This is a genomic window from Microcella alkaliphila, from assembly GCF_004216855.1.
Taxonomy (GTDB): domain Bacteria; phylum Actinomycetota; class Actinomycetes; order Actinomycetales; family Microbacteriaceae; genus Microcella; species Microcella alkaliphila.
On record NZ_SGXT01000015.1, the window covers coordinates 85,504 to 105,262 of the forward strand.

Annotated in this window: 17 protein-coding genes; 5 read left to right on the forward strand and 12 right to left on the reverse strand. The window is 67.0% G+C overall.

Annotation, left to right across the window (positions count from 1 at the left end; translation table 11 throughout):
* Window positions 1–3 precede the first annotated feature (3 nt).
* From EV140_RS07660 to EV140_RS07710, 11 genes are all read right to left on the reverse strand, one after another.
* Window positions 4–918 (reverse strand): 5-dehydro-4-deoxyglucarate dehydratase, encoded by a 915-nt coding sequence (locus tag EV140_RS07660; RefSeq protein ID WP_130282663.1) that lies wholly within the window; start codon window positions 916–918, stop codon window positions 4–6.
* The gene (locus EV140_RS07665) at window positions 915–1,844 is read right to left on the reverse strand and encodes an NAD-dependent epimerase/dehydratase family protein (protein WP_130282665.1); all 930 of its coding nucleotides are present in this window, start codon (window positions 1,842–1,844) and stop codon (window positions 915–917) included. Before EV140_RS07665 ends, EV140_RS07660 begins: the two co-directional genes overlap by 4 nt.
* Window positions 1,841–3,226, reverse strand: a complete 1,386-nt coding sequence (locus EV140_RS07670) for a Gfo/Idh/MocA family protein (RefSeq protein ID WP_130282667.1) — start codon at window positions 3,224–3,226, stop codon at window positions 1,841–1,843. The genes EV140_RS07665 and EV140_RS07670 overlap by 4 nt, the downstream gene beginning before the upstream one ends.
* Window positions 3,227–3,335: 109 nt before the next feature.
* Window positions 3,336–4,751: a rhamnulokinase gene (locus EV140_RS07675; RefSeq protein ID WP_130282669.1), complete on the reverse strand. Its 1,416-nt coding sequence runs from the start codon at window positions 4,749–4,751 to the stop codon at window positions 3,336–3,338.
* Window positions 4,752–4,767: 16 nt separating this feature from the next.
* On the reverse strand, window positions 4,768–6,801 hold the full coding sequence (locus tag EV140_RS07680) for a bifunctional aldolase/short-chain dehydrogenase (protein WP_130282671.1): 2,034 nt from the start codon (window positions 6,799–6,801) through the stop codon (window positions 4,768–4,770).
* Window positions 6,798–7,139 carry an L-rhamnose mutarotase gene (locus EV140_RS07685; protein ID WP_130282673.1) on the reverse strand — a complete coding sequence of 114 codons (342 nt, stop codon included), beginning with the start codon at window positions 7,137–7,139 and terminating at the stop codon, window positions 6,798–6,800. Before EV140_RS07685 ends, EV140_RS07680 begins: the two co-directional genes overlap by 4 nt.
* Window positions 7,140–7,141: 2 nt before the next feature.
* Complete coding sequence (rhaI, locus tag EV140_RS07690; RefSeq protein WP_130282675.1) at window positions 7,142–8,308, reverse strand: L-rhamnose isomerase; 1,167 nt, start codon at window positions 8,306–8,308, stop codon at window positions 7,142–7,144.
* 76 nt (window positions 8,309–8,384) lie between these two features.
* Window positions 8,385–9,452, reverse strand: coding sequence for a rhamnose ABC transporter substrate-binding protein (gene rhaS, locus EV140_RS07695; RefSeq protein ID WP_130282677.1), 1,068 nt, complete (start codon window positions 9,450–9,452; stop codon window positions 8,385–8,387).
* Between the two features lie 65 nt (window positions 9,453–9,517).
* Window positions 9,518–10,564, reverse strand: coding sequence for an ABC transporter permease (locus EV140_RS07700; RefSeq protein WP_130282679.1), 1,047 nt, complete (start codon window positions 10,562–10,564; stop codon window positions 9,518–9,520).
* The gene (locus EV140_RS07705) at window positions 10,557–11,603 is read right to left on the reverse strand and encodes an ABC transporter permease (protein WP_130282681.1); all 1,047 of its coding nucleotides are present in this window, start codon (window positions 11,601–11,603) and stop codon (window positions 10,557–10,559) included. Before EV140_RS07705 ends, EV140_RS07700 begins: the two co-directional genes overlap by 8 nt.
* A complete protein-coding gene (locus EV140_RS07710) occupies window positions 11,600–13,120 on the reverse strand; it encodes a sugar ABC transporter ATP-binding protein (protein WP_130282683.1) in 1,521 nt (506 codons plus the stop codon). The genes EV140_RS07705 and EV140_RS07710 overlap by 4 nt, the downstream gene beginning before the upstream one ends.
* Before the next feature lie 116 nt (window positions 13,121–13,236).
* On the opposite strand from EV140_RS07710, the gene EV140_RS07715 reads away from it, so the two are divergent.
* Complete coding sequence (locus EV140_RS07715) at window positions 13,237–14,253, forward strand: LacI family DNA-binding transcriptional regulator (protein WP_130282685.1); 1,017 nt, start codon at window positions 13,237–13,239, stop codon at window positions 14,251–14,253.
* A gap of 3 nt (window positions 14,254–14,256) precedes the next feature.
* Here EV140_RS07715 and EV140_RS07720 read toward each other — a convergent pair whose 3' ends face one another.
* Window positions 14,257–15,135 carry an aldo/keto reductase gene (locus EV140_RS07720; protein WP_130282687.1) on the reverse strand — a complete coding sequence of 293 codons (879 nt, stop codon included), beginning with the start codon at window positions 15,133–15,135 and terminating at the stop codon, window positions 14,257–14,259.
* A gap of 130 nt (window positions 15,136–15,265) precedes the next feature.
* On the opposite strand from EV140_RS07720, the gene EV140_RS07725 reads away from it, so the two are divergent.
* The 4 genes from EV140_RS07725 (at window position 15,266) to EV140_RS07740 (ending at window position 19,709) form a co-directional block, all read left to right on the forward strand.
* The gene (locus EV140_RS07725; protein ID WP_130282689.1) at window positions 15,266–15,985 is read left to right on the forward strand and encodes a GntR family transcriptional regulator; all 720 of its coding nucleotides are present in this window, start codon (window positions 15,266–15,268) and stop codon (window positions 15,983–15,985) included.
* A complete protein-coding gene (locus tag EV140_RS07730) occupies window positions 15,978–17,210 on the forward strand; it encodes an alpha-hydroxy acid oxidase (protein ID WP_130282691.1) in 1,233 nt (410 codons plus the stop codon). The genes EV140_RS07725 and EV140_RS07730 overlap by 8 nt, the downstream gene beginning before the upstream one ends.
* Window positions 17,211–17,488: 278 nt before the next feature.
* On the forward strand, window positions 17,489–18,499 hold the full coding sequence (locus EV140_RS07735) for an isopenicillin N synthase family dioxygenase (protein WP_130282693.1): 1,011 nt from the start codon (window positions 17,489–17,491) through the stop codon (window positions 18,497–18,499).
* A gap of 91 nt (window positions 18,500–18,590) precedes the next feature.
* Complete coding sequence (locus EV140_RS07740) at window positions 18,591–19,709, forward strand: Fic family protein (protein WP_130282695.1); 1,119 nt, start codon at window positions 18,591–18,593, stop codon at window positions 19,707–19,709.
* Window positions 19,710–19,759: the final 50 nt, after the last annotated feature.

The window sequence follows — 19,759 nt, forward strand, 5'->3', positions numbered from 1 at the left end:
GGCTCAGCTCACGAGGCGGTCGCCGTGGGCGAGCAGGGCGGTCAGGCGGTCGAGGTGCTCGGGCGACGGGTCAACGAGAGGTGCGCGCACCGAGCCCACCGGCTCGCCCGCGATGCGCAGGCCCGCCTTGATGAGCGACACGGCGTAGCCGGGGGTGGTGTCGCGCAACTTCACGAGCGGGAAGAAGAACTCGGTGAGCAGCCGATCCTGGGTCGCGGTGTCGTGCGCCTCGTGGGCGCGAAGGAACGCCGCCGAGATGGCGGGCGCCATGGCGAACACGGCCGACGAGTAGCGCGGAACGCCGATCGCTGTGTAGGCCGCCTGGCTCGCTTCGGCCGTGAGCAGGCCGTTGAAGAACAGCAGTTCGCCACGCCCCTCCTCGGCGGCGGTCAGCACGAACTGTTGCATCAGGGCGACGTCGCCGACGCCGTCTTTGATGCCGATCACGCGCGGGTCGCGAACGAGGTGCCGGATGCTGTCAACCGTGAACTGCGCGGCTCCCCGGTGGTAGATCACGACGGGCAGCCCCGAGGCCTCGGCGATCTGCTCGACGTAGGCGACGAGCCCGGCCTGGGTGCCGCCAACGAGGTACGGCGGAAGCACGAGCAGCGCGTCCGCTCCCGCCTCGCGGGCAGCGCGGCCCACGGCCATCGCGTGGCCGAGCGGTCCGCCCGCGCCGCCGATGAGGGGCACCTCGCCGGCGACGGCGGCCGACGCTGCCGTCAGCACCGTCGCGTACTCATCGGTGCCGAGCGCATGAAACTCTCCGGTGCCGCACGCCGCAAACACGGCCGCGGCGCCCGCCTCGATGCCCGCCCGGATGTGGCGCGCGGTGACCGCGGCATCGACGGCGCCCGACGGGTCGAACGCCGTGACGGGGAAGAACATCACGCCGGGCCGAAAGGTGAGAGCGGTCATCGGTGTGCCTCCTCGGCGGCGTCGGTGGTGGGCGCGTCGGTATCGACGAGTTCGGTACGCCACGACCGCTCGGGACGCCAGCCGATCAGTTCCGCGGCCCGCGCACTCGTGAAGACGGGGTCGCTCGGGGCGAGAGCGGCGATGTGCGGTGCCGTACTCGGCACCAGTCGGGCGAGCGCTTCTGCTACCGGCTCGCGAACGAGCGAGTCGCCGGCGCCGACGAAGAAGGTCAGGCCGTTGGTCGCCGACGGGGGCGCCGCCGCCCACGACGCGACGAATGCGCCCGCGTCCCGCGCATCCACGTAGTTAAACAGGGCCACGGCCGAGAGTGCCGGGTCGTCGAGCCGCTCTCGGATGGTGTGCCCCTGCTGCGTGGGCGCCCCGCGCCACTCTTCAGGGGCCACGACGTAGCAGGGTCGGAAGGCACCGACAGTGATGCGGTCGCCGTGCTGCCGCGCGGCCATCGCGACGAGATCCTCAACGGCGGCCTTCGATTGCGCGTAGCCGTTCCACGGCGCGCGCGGATGCTCATCATCGAGGGGCAGGTACTGCGGCGCCCAGCCTCCGGGCGCCCCGTAGCCGAGCACGGTCGGGCTACTGGCGACGAGCACGCGCGCCGTGCCGGCTGCGAGCGCCGCATCAAGAACCGAGAAGAAGAGCCCTGTATTGACCGCGTAGGTCTCGTGATCGGGTGCGCTGAACGGCACGGCAATCGCGGCGAGATGCACGATCGTATCGGGGCGCACGTCGGCGACAAGCGCCGCGGTCGCGTCGCGATCGCCGAGATCCAGGATGCGCTGCTCGGCTGGGCTGTCCGGGTCAGTCACGCGGTCCACAGCCACCACCCGGTGGCCCCGCTCGGCGAGCACCCGGACGACGCTGCGGCCGAGGCGACCGGCAGCCCCGGTGACGAGGGTGACGGTCACGCTGTGCCCTCCCGCGCATCCCCCGTAAACGCCGTCGACGCGGCGCCGATGGGGAGCTCGGTGATGGTGACGGGCATGCCGGTCTCGAGAGAGCGGTTGCCGGCGATGCCGACGCCGACGGCGCGTGCCCCATCGGCCCACGTGGCGACGAGTCCGAGCGGGTCGTCGGTGACGCCGATGAACAGGTCGCGCAAGAGCGGTGCGTCTCCCCCTCCGTGGCCACCTTCGGCCTCGGGAATCTCGACCTCGCGCGCCGGCGCGAAGTGGTGCTGCAGCACGAGGCGCTCGGCGACCGGGCGAGAGCCGTCGTCGACGACGATGTCGGGGCGCGCGCTCGGGTCGATCACGACGCGTCCGGCGTCGTCGATGATGACCGACCCGCGCTCGACGACGGTGAGCTCGGCGCGGCCCTTCGTGCCGTTGACGGCGACCGTGTATCCCTCCCACGGAGCGTGGGCGTTAAGGGCGTAACTCAGGGTCGACCCACCGGCGTAGTCGACAATGACGGCAAGGTTGTCTTCGATCGTGATGCCCTCGTCGAAGACGTCCTGATCGCGCCTGTAGCCGTCGTGCTGCTCCTGGTCGAAGTACATCGCCTTCAACTGCGAGTCGGCCCTCAGGTCGAGACTGAAGCCGTCGCGCAGGGGCGAGTCGACTGAGCCGCGCTCGGGCCGCGGACCGACGCCGCGCTGACGGGCGTTGTCGGCGCCGTAGAAGCGCAGGCCGCCACTGGCGTAGACACGAGTGGGCGTGTCGTCGATCCACCAGTTCACGAGGTCAAAGTGGTGCGAGGCCTTGTGGATGAGCAGCCCGCCGGAGTTCTGCTTCTGACGGTGCCAGCGGCGGAAGTAGTCGGCGCCGTGGGCCGTGTCGAGCACCCACTCGAAGTGCACGCTGGTGACATCGCCGATCTCTCCGGAGGCGATCAGCCGACGCAACTCCCCGTTGCGGGGGGCGTAGCGGTAGTTGAAGGTCACCACAACCTCGCGGCCGGTTCGCTCCACGGCGGAGGAGATCGCGGCGAGTCCCGCCTCGTCGATGGTCAGCGGCTTCTCGACGATCACGTCGGCGCCGGCCTCGAGCGCCGTGCAGATGTAGTCAGCGTGGGTGACGTCCGGCGTGGTGATGATCACCCGATCGATGCTGTGTTCCGCGACGGCGTCGGCGAGCGCGGCCGGATCGAAGCGGTGCGGCTCAACTGCGCCGTGCGGGGACATCGACCGGTCGAACGCCACGTCGAGACGCCCCGAGTTCGTATCGGCCCAAGCGACGAGCTCGCCTCGGTCGGAGTGCAGTCCGGCGAGAGCGCTGATGTACATCTGCGCCCGTGAGCCGGTGCCGACGAGCGCGTAGCGGGGACGGGCGGTTGAGTGATCGGTCATGCTGCCTCATTGCAGGTGGGTGGCGGAGTGGCGCATCAGGCGGCGCACACGAATGGGAAAACGCTTCCCCAGTCTAGCAAGTAGTGCCCCTCACCCTGCTACCTCTCAATCAGCGCCGCGGCTCGTATCGCTGCGGAGGATGGGAGCGCGCGACGAGTTCGCGCAGCTCGGCACGAGAACCCGCCAGCCCGAGAGAGCGCGCCTGCACGAGCACGTTGCCGAGGGCCGTTGCCTCGACCGGCCCGGCGAGCACCGGCATTCCGGCACGGTCGGCGGTCAGCTGACACAGCAACGCGTTGAGCGCTCCGCCGCCGACGACGTGAATCACGCCGACGTCGCGGCCGGCGAGCCGAGCGGCCGTGTGCACGGCCTCGGCGAACGCCGCCGCCAGGCTCTCGAGAATGGAGCGCGCGAAGGCGGCGCGGGTCACGGGCACGTCGTCGCCCGACTCGGCGATCACGCCGGCGATGCGGCGGGGCATGTCGCCCGGCGCCGCGAGCCGCGGGTCGTTGGCGTCGAAGACCGGCACCGGTTCGCTGACGCGCGCCGCGTGCGCGAGCAGCGTCGACAGATCGACGGGGCCGCCCTCGGCCTCCCACGAGCGAATCGACTCGGACAGCAGCCACAGCCCGGTCACGTTGTGCAGGAAGCGCACGGTGCCGTCGACGCCGCCCTCGTTCGTGAAGTTCGCCTCGCGCGCCGCCTCCGTCATGACCGGCTCGTCGAGTTCGAGGCCCACCAGGCCCCAGGTACCACAACTGACGTAGGCGGCGTCAGGCCTCGTCATCGGCACGGCGAGAACGGCGGATGCCGTGTCGTGCGAGCCGACGGCGGTGACGCGTACCGTAGCCGTCGTGGCGAGCTCGCCCCGCGCATCCGATGTCAGCGTGCCGATCTCGTCGCCCGGGGCGACGAGCGGCGGGAAGAGCGACCGCGGGAATCCGAGCTGCTCGATGAGGCCCTCGTGCCACTGACCGGTGCGCGGGTCGAGCAGCGCCGTCGTCGACGCGTTGGTGCGTTCGGCAACCGCGCGGCCGGTAAGCCACCACGCGAACAGATCGGGAATCAGCAGCAGCTGCTCGGCGTCGGCAAGGCTTTCGCCCTCGGCGGCGAGCTGAAACACGGTGTTGAACGGCAGGTGCTGCAGCCCGGTCGCGGCATACAACTCGGCGGGCGCCACCGTGGCGTGTACCGCTTCGACCCCGCCGGCGCACCGCTCATCGCGGTAGTGGAACGGCGCCCTCAGCAGCTCGCCGCCCGCGACGAGCCCGTAGTCGACGGCCCACGAGTCGATGCCGATGCTCGCGATATCGGGATGCTCGGCGAGCGCCGCCCGAAGGCCCGCCATGACGTGGCCGCGCAGTGCCTCGATGTCCCAGTGCAGCGCGTCCCCCGCGCGCACCGGCCCGTTCGGAAACCGCGCGACCTCCGTCATATCGAGCCGCTCGGGCCCGATCGTGGCCACCATAACCCGCCCGCTGGTGGCGCCCAGGTCGACGGCGGCGACGTGAAATTTGTCGACCATCGGGATGCTCGCCCCGCTACCGCAGGAAAGCGGCGGCGACCCCCGCATCGACGGGCACGTGCAGCCCGGTGGTGTGCGTCAGGTCTGGGCCGGTCAAGACGGCGACGGCGTTTGCCACGTGGTCGGGCAACACCTCACGCTTCAAGATCGTGCGCTGCGCGTAGAACGTGCCGAGGTCTTGCTCGTCGACGCCGTACGTCGCGGCACGGTTGGCCCCCCAGCCGGAGGCGAAGATGCCCGAGCCGCGCACAACCCCGTCGGGGTTGATGCCGTTGACCTTGACGCCGTGCTCGCCGAGCTCGACGGCGAGCAGTCGTACTTGGTGCGCCTGGTCGGCCTTCGTCGCCGAGTAGGCGATGTTGTTGGGCCCGGCGAACACCGAGTTCTTGCTCGAGATGTAGATCACGTCGCCGCCCATGCCCTGGTCAATGAGGATGCGCGCGGCCGCTTTCGACACCAGGAACGACCCCTTTGCCATGACGTCGTGCTGCAGGTCCCAGTCACCCTCGGTGGTCTCGAGCAGCGGCTTCGACAGCGACAGCCCGGCATTGTTCACGACGATGTCGACGCCGCCGAAGGCGAGCACCGCCTCGCGAAGCGCCGTGTCGATCTGCGCCGCATCCGTCACGTTCGCCTGCACGCCGATCGCGACGTCCGTCGAGCCGAGCTCGGCGGCGGCCGCCTGGGCCTTCTCGAGGTCGAGGTCGGCGATGACGACGCAGGCGCCCTCGGCGGCGAGCCGGGTGGCGATCGCCTTGCCGATGCCGCTCGCCGCGCCGGTCACGAAGGCCACCCGCGTGGCGTGGCTCTTCGGCTTTGGCATGCGCTGCAGCTTCGCCTCTTCCAGCGCCCAGTATTCGATGCGGAACTTCTCAGCGTCACTGATCGGCGTGTACGTGCTCAGCGCCTCGGCACCACGCATGACGTTGATCGCATTCAGATAGAACTCTCCGGCGACACGAGCGGTCTGCTTGTTCGCGCCGAAGCTGAACATGCCGACGCCGGGCACGAGCACAATGAGCGGATCGGCACCGCGGATGGCTGGCGACTCGGGAGTCGCGTGGGCGTTGTAGTAGGCCGTGTAGTCGGCGCGGTACACCTCGTGCAGCTCGTGCAGGCGCGCGATCGCGTCCTCGACGCTCGCGTCGGCGGGCAGGTCGAGCAGCATCGGCTTGACCTTGGTGCGCAGGAAGTGGTCGGGGCAGCTGGTGCCGAGCTCGGCGAGCGCCGGCGCCTTGTCCCTGGCGAGGAAGTCGAGCACGCGCGGGTCGTCGCTGAAGTGGCCGACCATGGGCTTGTCGTGGCTGGCGATGCCACGGATGCTCGGGGCGAGCGCCGCCGCCTTCTCGCGGCGCGCATCCTGGTCACCAATCGCCTCGAAACCGGGCCGTACGGCGCCGAACGGCTCGGCGGCACCGTGCTCGTCGATGTAGGCCTGGGCGGTGTCGATGATCCAGCGCGAGTTCGCCTCGCACTCGTCAGAGGTGTCGCCCCACGCGGTGATGCCGTGGCCGCCGAGGATGCAGCCGATCGCCTGGGGGTTCTGTGCCTTGATCTCGGCGATGTCGAGTCCGAGCTGGAAACCGGGGCGGCGCCACGGCACCCAGACGACCTTCTCGCCGAAAACGCGCGCGGTGAGCTGCTCGCCGTCGGCGGCCGTCGCGATCGCGATGCCGGCGTCGGGGTGCAGGTGGTCGACGTGGGGGGCGTCGACCAGGCCGTGCATGGCCGTGTCGATGCTCGGGGCGGCCCCGCCCTTGCCGTGTAAGCAGAAGTCGAAGGCCGCGACCATCTCGTCTTCGCGCTCGATGCCGGGGTAGACATCGACCAGCGCGCGCATGCGGTCGAGCCGCAGCACCGCGAGACCCTGCTCGGTCAGCGTGCCGAGGTCGCCGCCCGAGCCTTTGACCCACAGCAGCTCGACGGGTTCACCCGTCACGGGGTCAGTCTCGGTGTCCTTCGCCGATGTGTTGCCCCCGGCGTAGTTGGTGATGTGCGGCTCAGCGCCGAGGCGGTTCGAGCGGGCGATGAGGTCGTGTTTGGCGGTCATGGTGCGGTGGCCTCCAGTTGGTCGGCGAGGTTGAAGACATCGGTGAGGCGACGGGCGGCCTGGTCGGCGCGGCCATCGAGCGTGACGAAGAAGCGGCCCATCTCGGCCTCCCAGCGGGCGGCGACGGGGCTGTCGGCGAGGTAGCTCTGCGCGGCGTCATCGTCGTCGACCTCGTAGTAGCCGAACAGCGTGCCGTCCGACTCGTCGAGGAACAGGGTGTAGTTGCGCCGACCGCTTGCGGCGATCGTTTCGAGCATCTCGCGGCGCACCGGTGAGTGCACCCGGCGATACTCGTCGAGCAGTTCGGGGCGCACCTGCAGGCGGAAGCCGACGCGCATACTCAGGCGCCCCAGCCGGCCTGGGTTCCCCCGACGCGCTCGGAGACGATGCGCTCGCGATAGCCGCTCGCGGCGAACGCGGCCATCGGGTCGGCCGGCAGCCCCCGTGACTCGCGCCACGCTGCCAGGTCGGCCCGAACATCCGTGTAAAAGGCGTCCATGAGAATGCCGTTCGCGCCGAGAACGTCGTTGGCGCGCTGGGCCGCGTCGAGCGCGTCGTGGTCGATGAGCAGAGCGCGCGCGGTCATCTCTTGCACGTTCAGCACACTGCGGATCTGCCCGGGAATCTTCTCTTCGATGTTGTGGCACTGATCGAGCATGAACGCCACGTCGGTGCCCTCGTCGTAGCCACCGCCGCGCACGACCTCGACCATGATGCGGAACAGCTGGAACGGGTCGGCCGCCCCAACGATGAGGTCGTCGTCGGCGTAGTTGCGCGAGTTGAAGTCGAACGAGCCGAGCTTTCCGAGGCGCAGCAGCTGCATAACGATGAACTCGATGTTGGTTCCGGGCGCGTGGTGCCCCGTGTCGAGGCAGACGACGGCGCGGTCGCCGAGGGCCGCCACCTGGGCGTACGCGGTTCCCCAGTCGGGAACGTCCGTGTGGTAGAACGCGGGCTCGAAGAACTTGTACTCGAGCACGAGCCGCTGGTTCGCGCCGATGCGCTCGTAGATCGTCGCGAGGCTCTCGGCCAGGTTGTCCTGGCGGCGACGCATGTCGTCTTGCCCGGCATAGTTCGTGCCGTCGGCCAGCCAGATCTTCAGGTCGCGCGAGCCGGTCGCGTGCATGACGTCGATGCAGTCGAAGTGGTGGTCGATCGCCCGCTGGCGGGCCTTCGGGTCGGTCGCGGCGAGCGAACCGAACTTGTACTCCTCGTCCTGGAAGGTGTTGGAGTTGATCGTGCCGAGCGCGACGCCGTGCTCCTCGGCGTGGGTGCGCAGGGCTGAGTAGTCGTCGACCCTGTCCCACGGAATGTGCAGGGCGACGCTGGGTGCGAGGCCGGTGTGCTTGTGCACCTGGGCGGCGTCAGCGACCTTCTCGAAGGGGTCTCGAGGTGTACCAGGCGTACCGAAAACGCGGAAGCGGGTGCCGGAGTTGCCGAACGCCCAGCTGGGCAGCTCGATGGCCTGGCGCTCGAGGGCGGGGGCGATGTCGGCAAAGGTCGTCATTGTCATGGCTCCTGGCAGCAGAAAACGTTGGGGTGGCGTGTGGGGCCCGGGCTGTGAACCCGGGCCCCACTGCCGACTAGAAGTTGAAGTCGGCGATGTTGTCAGCGTTGAATACGAACGGGTCGCCAAGCAGCACCGTGCCGTTCGCGCCGACGGTGTAACTGCCGAGTCGGCCAGCGTCGAAGGTGTCGCCTTCAGCGCCCGTGATGGTGCCCTCGACAAGTGCCTTCGCGGCGTAGGCGGCGAGGTAGCCCAGGTCAGCCGGGTTCCACAGCGCGAACGCGCCAACGGTGCCGTCTTCGACGTACTCGCGCATCTGGTTCGGTGTTCCGAGACCGGTAACCGCCACCTGACCCTGGAACTGCGAGGTCTGGATGTAACGCGCAGCCGCAGCGATACCCACGGTGGTCGGCGAGACGATGCCCTTCAGCTCAGGGTAGGTCTGCAGAAGGGCTGCGGTGCGGTCAAACGACGTCTGGTCATCGTCGTCACCGTAAACGACATCGACAAGTTCGATGTCGGGCCAGTTCGCGGCGAGCTCCTCCTGCATGAGCTCGATCCATGCGTTCTGGTTCGTCGCGTTGGCCGCGGCCGACAAGATCGCGATCTGGCCCTCGCCACCGATTTGGTCAGCGATCATTTCAACCTGGACGCGGGCGATGCCCTCGGCCTCGGCCTGGTTGATGAATAGGTCGCGGCACTCGGCGTTCGTGTCAGAGTCGAAGGTGACGACCTTGACGTCGACGCTACGCGCCTCGTCGAGCGCATCACAGATCGCCGCGGGGTCGTTGGCCGACACGACGAGCGCGTCGACGCCCTGCTGGGCGGCAGTCTGGATGAACGATACCTGAGACGTGGGGCTGGCTTCGGTCGGGCCAACCTCCTGGAAGCTGCCGCCGAACTCCGCGATGGCCTCTGCGCCACCGGCGTTGGAGGTGTCGAAGTAGGGGTTGCCGAGGTTCTTGGGCAGGAATGTAATGGAGAAGTTGCTGTCGCCTCCGTTGTCAGGGGCGGGGGCAGCGCCATTGTCGCCGGGGGTTTCCGTCTCGCCTCCGGCACAGCCAGCGAGCACGAGGCCAGCAGCCATCGTCAGCGCCGCGGCTCCGAAGAGACGCCCGCGCCGACCAGTGTGTCGACTAAACATCGTTGTTTCCTTTCCGTCGAGTGGTGCGTGATTGCAGGACTGGCGCGATCGGGGTGACCGCTGCCTCATCCGTCCTGTTTCCCTCCTCTCGCTCTGGCTGTCGCGCGGGTGCGATGGAACCAGGCGAGGAAGCTTGCGCTCACCACGGAGAGGACGAGAACAACTCCTGTGATGACGTTGATGATGTCGGCGGTCACACCCGCAAGGCGGAGCGCGCTGCCGATAGTGCCGATGAGCAGAACTCCAGCGATCACACCGTGCAGGGCACCCCGTCCGCCAAAGATGGAGACGCCGCCCAGCAACACCGCGGCAATCACGGCGAGCTCCATGCCCGTGGCGTTTTCGCCCCGGGCGTTTCCGTACAGCAGGGTGAAGTACACGCCCGCGAAGCCAGAGACCGTGCCGCTCGCGACGAAGAGGATGAATTTCGTTCGTCCGACGTTGATCCCCGAGAAGTGCGCCGCTTCTTTGTTCAAGCCGATCGCGTAGAGGCTTCGGCCGAAAGGCGTTGCGTGCAGCACCACACCGAAGATGATCGCGAGAAGGGCAAAGGCGATCATGATCATGGGGATGGGTGTGCCCGGAATGTTGGCCCGCGCGAGCGAGGTCCATTCCTCGGGGAAGTCGGTGACCGCCTGCGTGCCGAGCAAGCCAACTGAAATTCCGCGGAACATCGCGAGGGATCCAATAGTCACAGCGAGAGAGGGCAACCCCACGACGGTGACGAGGAATCCGTTGATCACGCCGGCAATCGCTCCGACGAGAACCCCTGCGATCATGGCGAGCTCAAAAGGTGCTCCGTCTCGCGTCAGAATCCCGACCGTCACGCTGGAGAGTGCAACGACACTGGCGACGGAGAGGTCAATCTCCTCCGTAATGATGATCAGCGTCATGGGGAGAGCGATGAGCAGGATGGGCGCGACATCCCGGAGCAAGAACGTGACCGTAAGCGGGCTGTCGAAATTGGGCACCGTCGTGAGAGCGACGACGATGACGAGGGCGAGCATCCCGATGACGGCGCCCTCCCGCGTCAACACCGCGCGCCGCCAGGGGGGTCGAGCGTGCGCGACCATTTCGCGGGCGGGAGCGGAAGCCGTGAAGAGGTCAGTCATTGTCGGTATCCCTCATTTCGCGCAACTTGCGGGCCTGCCGAACGGCGAGCACACGATCGAGAACGATGGCGCCGATGATCAGCGCTCCGACGACGGCACGTTGCCAGAAGTCCTGAATGCCGATCACGGGCAACGCACGGTTGATAGTGAGCAGGAGGAACGCGCCAATCGCGGCGCCCCAGACCGTGCCGACGCCGCCAGAGATTGCGACGCCGCCAATGACAGCGGCGCCGATCGCCTGTAGCTCCCAGCCCGTCCCCGCTTGGGAACTCACCGTCCCGTAGCGTGCGGCGAACATCACCCCAGCAAGGCCGGACAGCGCGCCGGACATAACAAACGCCGTAATGATTCGGCGATTCACCTTCAGTCCGTAGAGGTCTGCAGCGTCGGGATCAGAACCAATCGCGTAGAACTCCCGACCACCTCGAGTGTTTCGGAGGTACCAGGCTGCCGCGATGAGGACGAGAACGGCGACAATCGTGAGCACGGGTATCGACAGAATCTGGTCTGTGCCGAGACTGCGGAATTCACGAGGCAAGTCGGAGGCGTTAATGCGGTCGCTGCCGACCCACGCCACGTTCAGGCCACGGTAGATGTAAAGCGTTCCCAAGGTGATGACGAGGGCGGGCACGCGGGCGACGGCGACAAGGGCGCCATTGATGAGGCCAAGCGCGCCACCGACAATCGCGCCAGCGAGGAATACGGCGAGGACTGGAATGCCCGGGATGTCGATGAAGAGGCGTCCGGTGAGGTACGCGGTAATACCGACGATTGAGCCAACGGAAAGGTCAACGTTTCTCGTGATGATGACAAACGCCTGACCAACCGCAACAAGCATGAGGATCGACGGGGTCAGGAGGAGGTCGCGATATCCGTCCGGAGAGAAAACGAAATTAGGGTTCTGGAGCGTGGTGAAGACCACGACAAGAATGAGTGTTGCAGCGACGCCCGCTTCCCGTGACAGCAACCGGGCGCCGACCTTCGACATGACAGTGCGACGAGCAGCAACGCTTCCCGCGGCAGTCGTGGGCACGGTCATCGGGCGCCCTCCTTCTGCTGTGTAGCTGCGAACATGACGTTCTCGGGTGTGGCATCTACGCGATCGATTTCCGCGGTAATCCGGCCCTCGCGCATTACGAGCACCCGGTCTGCCATTCCCAGTACTTCGGGCAGCTCCGACGAGATCATGAGGACGGCGAGACCTTGCCCCGCGAGGTCAGAAAGAAGCCGATGCACCTCGGCTTTCGTTCCCACATCGATGCCACGCGTTGGCTCGTCGATGATCAGCACTTTAGGTTCCGTCGACAGCCACTTGCCGAGCACTACCTTCTGCTGGTTTCCACCAGAGAGGGTTCCCACGACGGTGTCCATCGCGGATGCCTTGACCTCGAGTCGAGTCGCCCAGATTCCCGTGAGTCGGTTCTCATCACGAGTGCGAATCAGGCCAAAACGCCGAAGCGAGTCCCGAACGGCGAGCGTGAGATTCCGTGCTACGCCAGAGTCGAGCACGAGTCCCTGTTTACGACGATCCTCCGGAACAAAGGCCAGGCCTCTGCGCACGGCTTCAGCGGGCCGGCCAGCCGGCAAAGCCCTACCCAGGAGCGTGACGCTGCCGCTGTCATAGGAGTCGACGCCGAAAACAGCTCGAGCCACTTCGCTCCGGCCCGCACCCACCAGCCCGGCAAGTCCGACGATTTCACCTGCTCGCACAGAGAAGGAAATGTCGTGGAAGACTCCAGCGCGATTGAGGCCATCAACGTGCAGAACGACGTCACCGATTGATGCGTCGACCTTCGGGAAGAGCGTCGCGACGTCGCGCCCAACCATCATGCGGACCATCTCTTCGATGGTGGTCTCGTGAGCGGGGGTCGTGGCGATGTACGCGCCATCACGCATGACTGTGATGGTGTCGCACAACTCGAACACTTCGTCGAAGCGGTGCGAGATAAACATGATCGCGCGACCCTCATCACGAAGACTTCGCGCAACAGCGAAAAGACGCGCAACTTCGTTGCCCGAGAGCGCGGCAGTTGGCTCGTCCATGATGAGCACTCGCGCATCCAGCGAGATCGCCTTCGCGATTTCGATGAGCTGCTGGTCAGCGATTGAGAGGCCCTCGGTCACACGATCGGGATCGATCCGCACCCCGAGGCGCTCAAAGATTGCGCGCGCCTCAGCACGCATCGCCTTTCGATCAATACGGCCGAATCGGTTCGTCGGCTGTCGCCCCATGTAGATGTTCTCGGCGACAGAAAGGTCAGGAAAGAGCGTCGGCTCCTGATAGATGACGGCGATGCCCGCGTTCTTCGCCTGCGCGGTGGAGGTGAAGTCCACGGATTCGCCACGGAGGAGGTAATCGCCCTGATCGCGACGGTAGAGGCCGGCGATGATCTTGACGAGCGTGGATTTGCCCGCCCCGTTCTCGCCGACGAGAGCGTGAATGGAGCCCGACTCGAGTACAAGATTGCCGTCGCTGAGGGCTACAACCGAGCCAAATGTCTTCGACACGTTGCGCAGCTCGAGCATGCTCGGGTGATCCCGTTCGGGCGTCGTCATTGACGATCTCGCTTTCGATGAAACGATTTAATGCGTGACCAAAGAATACGCACGTACGTCTGAGGAGTGCAAGTGAAACGAATCACATTTTGATCACCGGCCCGTACACTGAGGCCATGGCAACCTCGCGCGCGGTGAGCGTCAAAGATGTCGCGGGGCGCGCACGGGTGTCGGTGGGCACGGTGTCAAACGTGCTCAACCGACCCGAGAAGGTCGCGCCTGCGACCGTGGCCCGCGTACAACATGCCATTAGTGAGCTCGGATTCATCAGGAATGACGCCGCGCGCCAACTTCGTGCAGGGAAGTCACGAGCGCTCGGACTGATCGTCCTGGACGTCAGAAATCCGTTCTTCAGTTCGCTCGCTCTCGGGGCGGAAGATCGGGCCCGCGAGGCGGGGTATTCGATCATCCTCGGCAACAGCGACGAGAAGGTCGAGCGCGAATCGGCATACCTTGACCTTTTCGAGGAGCAACGAATGGCCGGGGTGCTCATCAGCCCCTTCGGCGACGTGGACGATCGTCTGGTTCGACTGCGTGAACGAGGGACTCCCGCCGTTCTCGTCGACCGAAGCACCGCAAGCGCAGGTTTCAGCTCGGTTGCGGTTGACGATGTTGCAGGCGGAGTGTTGGCGGGTCGCCACTTGCTCGATACTGGCCGCCGGAGGATCGCATTCGTTGGCGGGCCGATCGACATTCGGCAGGTGCACGACCGCCTCACCGGGCTGCAGGAGGCCGCGTCTTCTGTTCCCGACGCGGAAATCGAGGTTCTGCTCGGGGACTCCCTGAGCATCATCGAGGGCCGCCGATTGGGAGATGAACTTGCCGCCCGGCCGGTAGCGCAGCGCCCCGACGCCATTTTTGCCGCGAACGACCTCATGGCCATCGGCGTCCTGCAGGCACTCGTCATGCTGGGCTCGATCCGCGTTCCCGACGACATCGCCCTCGTCGGCTACGACGACATCGAGTTCGCCAGCGGCGCTGTCGTGCCCCTCACCTCCGTCCGGCAGCCCGCCGGACTCATTGGCAGCACTGCCGTCGAGATCTTGCTCGACGAGGCGCTCAACGACGCGACGCCGGGGCGCTCGGTGGTGTTTCAGCCAGAGCTGGTCGTGCGAGCGAGCACGACTGCGTGACGGCTACTCGGCCCCGACCCCGCTGGGCCCGGGCAGCGGCACATCGCGGCTGCGCATGTCTTCAGCGAATGCGCTGCGCAGCTCATCGTCGACCTCGTCGCGGCCGGCGGCCGCCGCATCGGCGGCGCTCTCAACCCGGGTGGGGCCAACGACGGGCCAGCAGCCGGGAAGCGCGTCGATCATCGCGGCGAGCGTCAGGCGGTGCACCGACACTCCGCGCGCCATTGACAGAGCGGCGACACGCGGCACGCGCGTGGCGAGCGGTGCAGCCTGCGGGCCTCCGAATGGCGCATACGCGAGGAAGGCGATCCCGTTCTCGAAGCAGTACCGATACTCGGTGAACGCGTCGACGCCGAGGCCCAGCCGGTTCTCGACGGCATTGATGTGGGTGACGCCCCTCACCTGGTCGAGCATCTCGACCGTGGCGTTCGACAGGCCGATCGTCTCCACGACGCCCTCGTCACGCAGCTCGGCGAGGGTACGCACCGACTCCTCGATGTCGCGCACGCGGTCGGCGCGATGCAGCAGCAGCAACGACGGCGGGGCGCCGAAGACGTCGCGACTGACTTCCGCGTCGTGACGCAACCGTTCGGCGCTGCCGTCGGCATCCCATGCAGAGGTGGCGATGCGGAAGTGCCCGGCCTTCGTAATGATCGGAAGGCCCGGTCGTGCGTCGCGGGCGACCTTCGCCAACCGCTCCCCGACCGCTTCATCATCGACGGTTGCGTAGGCCCGCGCGGTGTCGATCGCGACTGCACCGGCCGCGACGCCCGCACGCACGACGTCTTCGGCGCGCTCGGCGGTCATCCCCTCTTTCAGAACGAGGGAGGCGACGCCCAGCACTACGCCGCGCTCGCCGAGGACCTGCGTCACGGCATCCATGGGGCGAGCCTAGGGGTAATGGTGTTGAGGCGCACGTATTCATGCGTGCGCATATGGCGTTGCCACGCGCATCCGGGGCCACCTGCGACCGCTAATGTGTACTTGTATAACAATCTGCTAGCGTCACTCCATGAGCATCGACGCCCTCGCCGTGACGCGGCTGCCCGACGCGGTCTATGACGCGCTCCGCGAGAGCATCGTCGATGGCCGCGACGCCCCCGGCTCGCCCGTCACCGAGCAGGCAATTGCCGACCGTTTCGGTGTGGCCCGCCCCACCGCGAAGGCGGCGCTAGAGCGCCTCGTCGCCGAAGGCCTGCTGCGCCGCACCGCCCACAAGTCGGCCCGGGTGCCCGAACTCGACCGCGCCGACATCGTCGACCTCTACGCCAACCGCGCGACCCTCGAGGTCGCAGCGCTCGCGGGGCTCGCCGGCGCTGTCGCGGCCGGCACGACGCCGGTTCCGGCTGCTGCCCTCGCCGCCCAGCGCACCCTCACCGACGCGCTCGACTCCCGCACCGCCCCGTCGGCGCCGCTGGCGCGCGCCGACATCGCCTTCCACCGCGCGCTCGTCGAAGCACAGCCCTCGCCCCGACTCGCCCGCCTGCACGCGCTGCTGATGGGCGAGATCGAACTGTGCACGGGCCAGGTGCAATCGCACCGCCTGCTTGCGCTCGCCGACGTCGTCGACCAGCACCAGAGCATCCTCGATGCGGTTGCCGCCGGTGACGCCGAGCGCGCCGCTTCCCTCACCCGCGCCCACATCGAGGGCGCCCGCGACCGCCTCCTCGCGCACTACGACGCGACCCATTCCGCCACGACTCACCCCACCGAAGGATCGACCCATGGTTAAGCGCCGCTTCCCCCGGCCGAGCGAGCTCGCGCCGCTCATGAAGTTCAAAACCCCGACGCTGAACGCCAAGAAGCGCCGACTGGATGCTGCGCTCACCATCGCCGACCTGCGCGCGATCGCGCAGCGCCGCACCCCGAAGGCCCCCTTCGACTACACGGAGGGTGCCGCCGAAGCCGAGCTGTCACTGGCGCGGGCGCGCGAGGCGTTCCGTGACATCCAATTCAACCCGGCGATCCTGCGTGATGTCTCCACCGTCGACACGGGGTGGGACGTACTCGGCAAGCGCGCCGAGCTGCCGTTCGGCATCGCCCCGACGGGCTTCACCCGCATGATGCAGACCGAGGGCGAGGTCGCGGGGGCGTCCGCCGCCGCCGCCGCGGGCATCCCGTTCTCGCTGTCGACGATGGGCACCACGAGCATCGAAGGCGTGCGCGACGCGGCGCCCGACGGCCGCAACTGGTTCCAGCTCTACATGTGGAAGGACCGCGAGAAGTCGATGCAGCTCGTCGACCGCGCGGCCGCCGCGGGCTTCGACACCCTGCTCGTCACGGTCGACGTTCCCGTCGCCGGCGCGCGGCTGCGCGACAAGCGCAACGGCTTCTCGATTCCGCCGGCCCTCACGGTCGGCACGATCGTCAACGCGATCCCCCGCCCCTGGTGGTGGTGGGACTTCCTGACGACCGAGCCGCTCGACTTCGCGAGCCTGTCGAGCTGGGATGGGACAGTCGCCGAGCTGCTCGACTTCATGTTCGACCCCACCGTCACGTACGACGACCTCGCCTGGATCAAGGAGCAGTGGCCCGGCAAGCTCGTCGTCAAGGGCGTGCAGACCCTCGACGATGCGAAGAAGCTCACCGATCTCGGCGTTGACGGCATCACGCTGTCGAACCACGGCGGCCGCCAGCTCGACCGCGCCCCGATTCCCTTCCACCTGTTGCCCGAAGTCGCCCGCCAGGTCGGACACCACACCGAGGTGCACATCGACACGGGCATCATGTCGGGCGCCGACATCGTCGCGTCGGTTGCGCTTGGGGCGCGCTTCACGTTGATCGGTCGCGCCTACCTCTACGGGCTCATGGCCGGTGGCCGAGCGGGTGTCGACCGGGCCATCGAGATCCTGCGCGGTGAGATCGTCCGCACCATGAAGCTGCTGGGGGTGACCTCGCTCGAGGAGCTCACGCCCGACCACGTCACCCAGCTGCAGCGGCTGGTGCCGCTCCGCTGATCACACCACCGGGATGCTCGTGCCCGGTTCACGAGGCCCCGTCGCGGCGCTGTGGTGGTCGCCGCGGCGGGGCCGTCCCGGGCATCCCGTCATACGGCGTAACAAACGTGGCCGGCCCGAAAACGGCACGGATACGGTGATCGCATCATGAGCATCCGACTCTGTCGTTGTTGTTGTCGCTAACGCTTCCTCCTCGTTAGCTCTCTCTCGCGCGCTCTGCGCACCCGCGGCTGTGCCCGCGTCGACAACCCCCAACTTCATGCATAAGGATTGAACTCATGACCTCCGCCAGCCTCCCCATCGTTGACATGTCGCTGCTCGACGGCGACGCCGCCGACCAGCAGCGCTTCCGCGACGAACTGCGCCGCGCCACCCACGAGGTGGGCTTCTTCTACCTCGTCGGCCACGGCGTCACCGACGCGCAGTTCGCCGAGATGATCGAGCTGTCGAAGCGCTTCTTCGCGCTGCCGGAGGTCGAGAAGCTCGCGATCGAGAACACGCTCAGCCCGCACTTCCGGGGCTACACCCGCGTCGGCGGCGAGCTCACCCTCGGCAAGCAAGACTGGCGCGAGCAGATCGACATCGGCGCCGAGCGCGAGGCGGTTCCGGCGGGCGAGGGAGTCGAGGACTACTGGGTGCTCGACGGCCCGAACCTCTGGCCTGACGCACTGCCCGAGCTGAAGACCGCCTCCCTCGCCTGGATCGACCGGCTCAACGGCATCGGCGCGCGCCTGCTCAGCGCCTGGGCGGAAGCTCTCGGCGCCCCGGCCGACCACTTCGACGCCGCCTTCGGCGAGCGCCCCAGCCCCAACATGAAGATCGTGCGCTACCCCGGCAAGTCGGGCCCGACCCCCGAGCAGGGCGTCGGCGCGCACAAAGACCTCGGCGTGCTCACCCTCCTCTACGTCGAAGAGGGCAAGGGCGGCCTGCAGGTTGAGAAGGATGGCGAGTGGATTGACGCCCCGCCCGTCGAGGGCGCGTTCGTCGTCAACATCGGCGAGCTGCTCGAGGTCGCCACGGACGGCTACCTCAAGGCCACCCTGCACCGCGTCATCTCGCCGGCCGAGGGCGACGAGCGCATCTCGATCCCCTACTTCCACGGACCGGCGCTCGACGCCGAGATCCCCCACATCGAGCTGCCCGCCGAGCTCGCCGCCGAGGCGCGCGGCGTCACGCTCGACCCGAAGAACCCCATCCACGCCGTGTTCGGCCGCAACTGGCTGAAGAGCCGCGTGCGGGCGCACCCGAACGTGGTCGAAGCCCACCACCCGCACCTCGCCGCGAAGTAGGTACGTCAACGAGATTTACACGTTCTCGTTTCGTGTAAAGAATCTGCTCTTTTTTTTACATGACCCCTCGGTCGTCGTGTAGTTTTTGCACATGACGTGGGATCCAAACGTTCCGTACAACGCCCTTGCTCCACTCCCCCCGCCACTGGATGTCGAGACGAAACGGGTTCTCAAGAGCACGATTGAAGCCCGCGCCGCGCTTGCCGCCCTGAATCAGGCGGCCCAGCGGATCCCGAACCCCGCTGTCCTTCTCAACGCCCTGCCTCTCCTCGAGGCGCAGGCCAGCTCGGAGATCGAGAACATCGTTACGACCGCGGACGAGCTGTTCGCGGCGGCAGCTCACGAGGGCCTTGCCACGCGGCCCGAGACAAAGGAAACGTTGCGCTATCGGGAAGCGCTGACCGGCGGCGTTGATCTGGTTCGTGCCCGAGGCCTGTCCATCGCCACCGTGACGCAGGTCTGCTCGATAATCCAGGGCAAGGAGATGGCGATTCGATCTCTGCCTGGAACCTTCATCGGGAATCCATCCACCCGGACCGCGGTGTACACGCCGCCTGACGGGCGGCTCACAATTCTTGACAAGCTCAGTGACTGGGAAAGGTTCGCCAGTAGTGAGCGCGTTCTTGACCCGCTCGTCAACATTGCCCTTAGCCACTATCAGTTCGAGGCGATCCACCCGTTCGCCGATGGGAACGGGCGCACAGGTCGTGTTATTGCCATTCTGCAACTCATCGATCGAGGCCTGCTGTCCTCGCCGATCCTTTACCTCTCTCGGTACATCATTCGCGAAAAGGACGAGTACTACCGGCTCCTCAAGGAGGTGACGGCCTCGGCTCTATGGGAAGACTGGGTAGTCTTCTTTCTGCGAGGCATCCGAGAAATGGCGGAGTCCACGATCCACAAGATTGATGGAATCCGGACGCTGCAGGCGGCTACGCAAGAGACGATGCGCGGCGCACTGTCTTCGGGTGCGAACGCGGACCTTCTCGATGTCCTATTCGAACAGCCCTACTGTCGAATCCAGGATGTCGTGACCCGATGCAATGTCTCACGCCCAACGGCAACGAAGTGGCTACAGATCTTGGTGGACGCGCAGGTTCTCATCAGCGTGAAGCTCGGGAAACACCGGATTTTCATCAATCATCGGCTCTTCGAGCTTCTGACACGGGACGACGTGCCCCCCGCACCTCAGGACGCGACTCTCTTCTAGCGCGCCGGTATTTAGGCTGGAACTACATCCACCGGCTTCGAAGGAGCTCC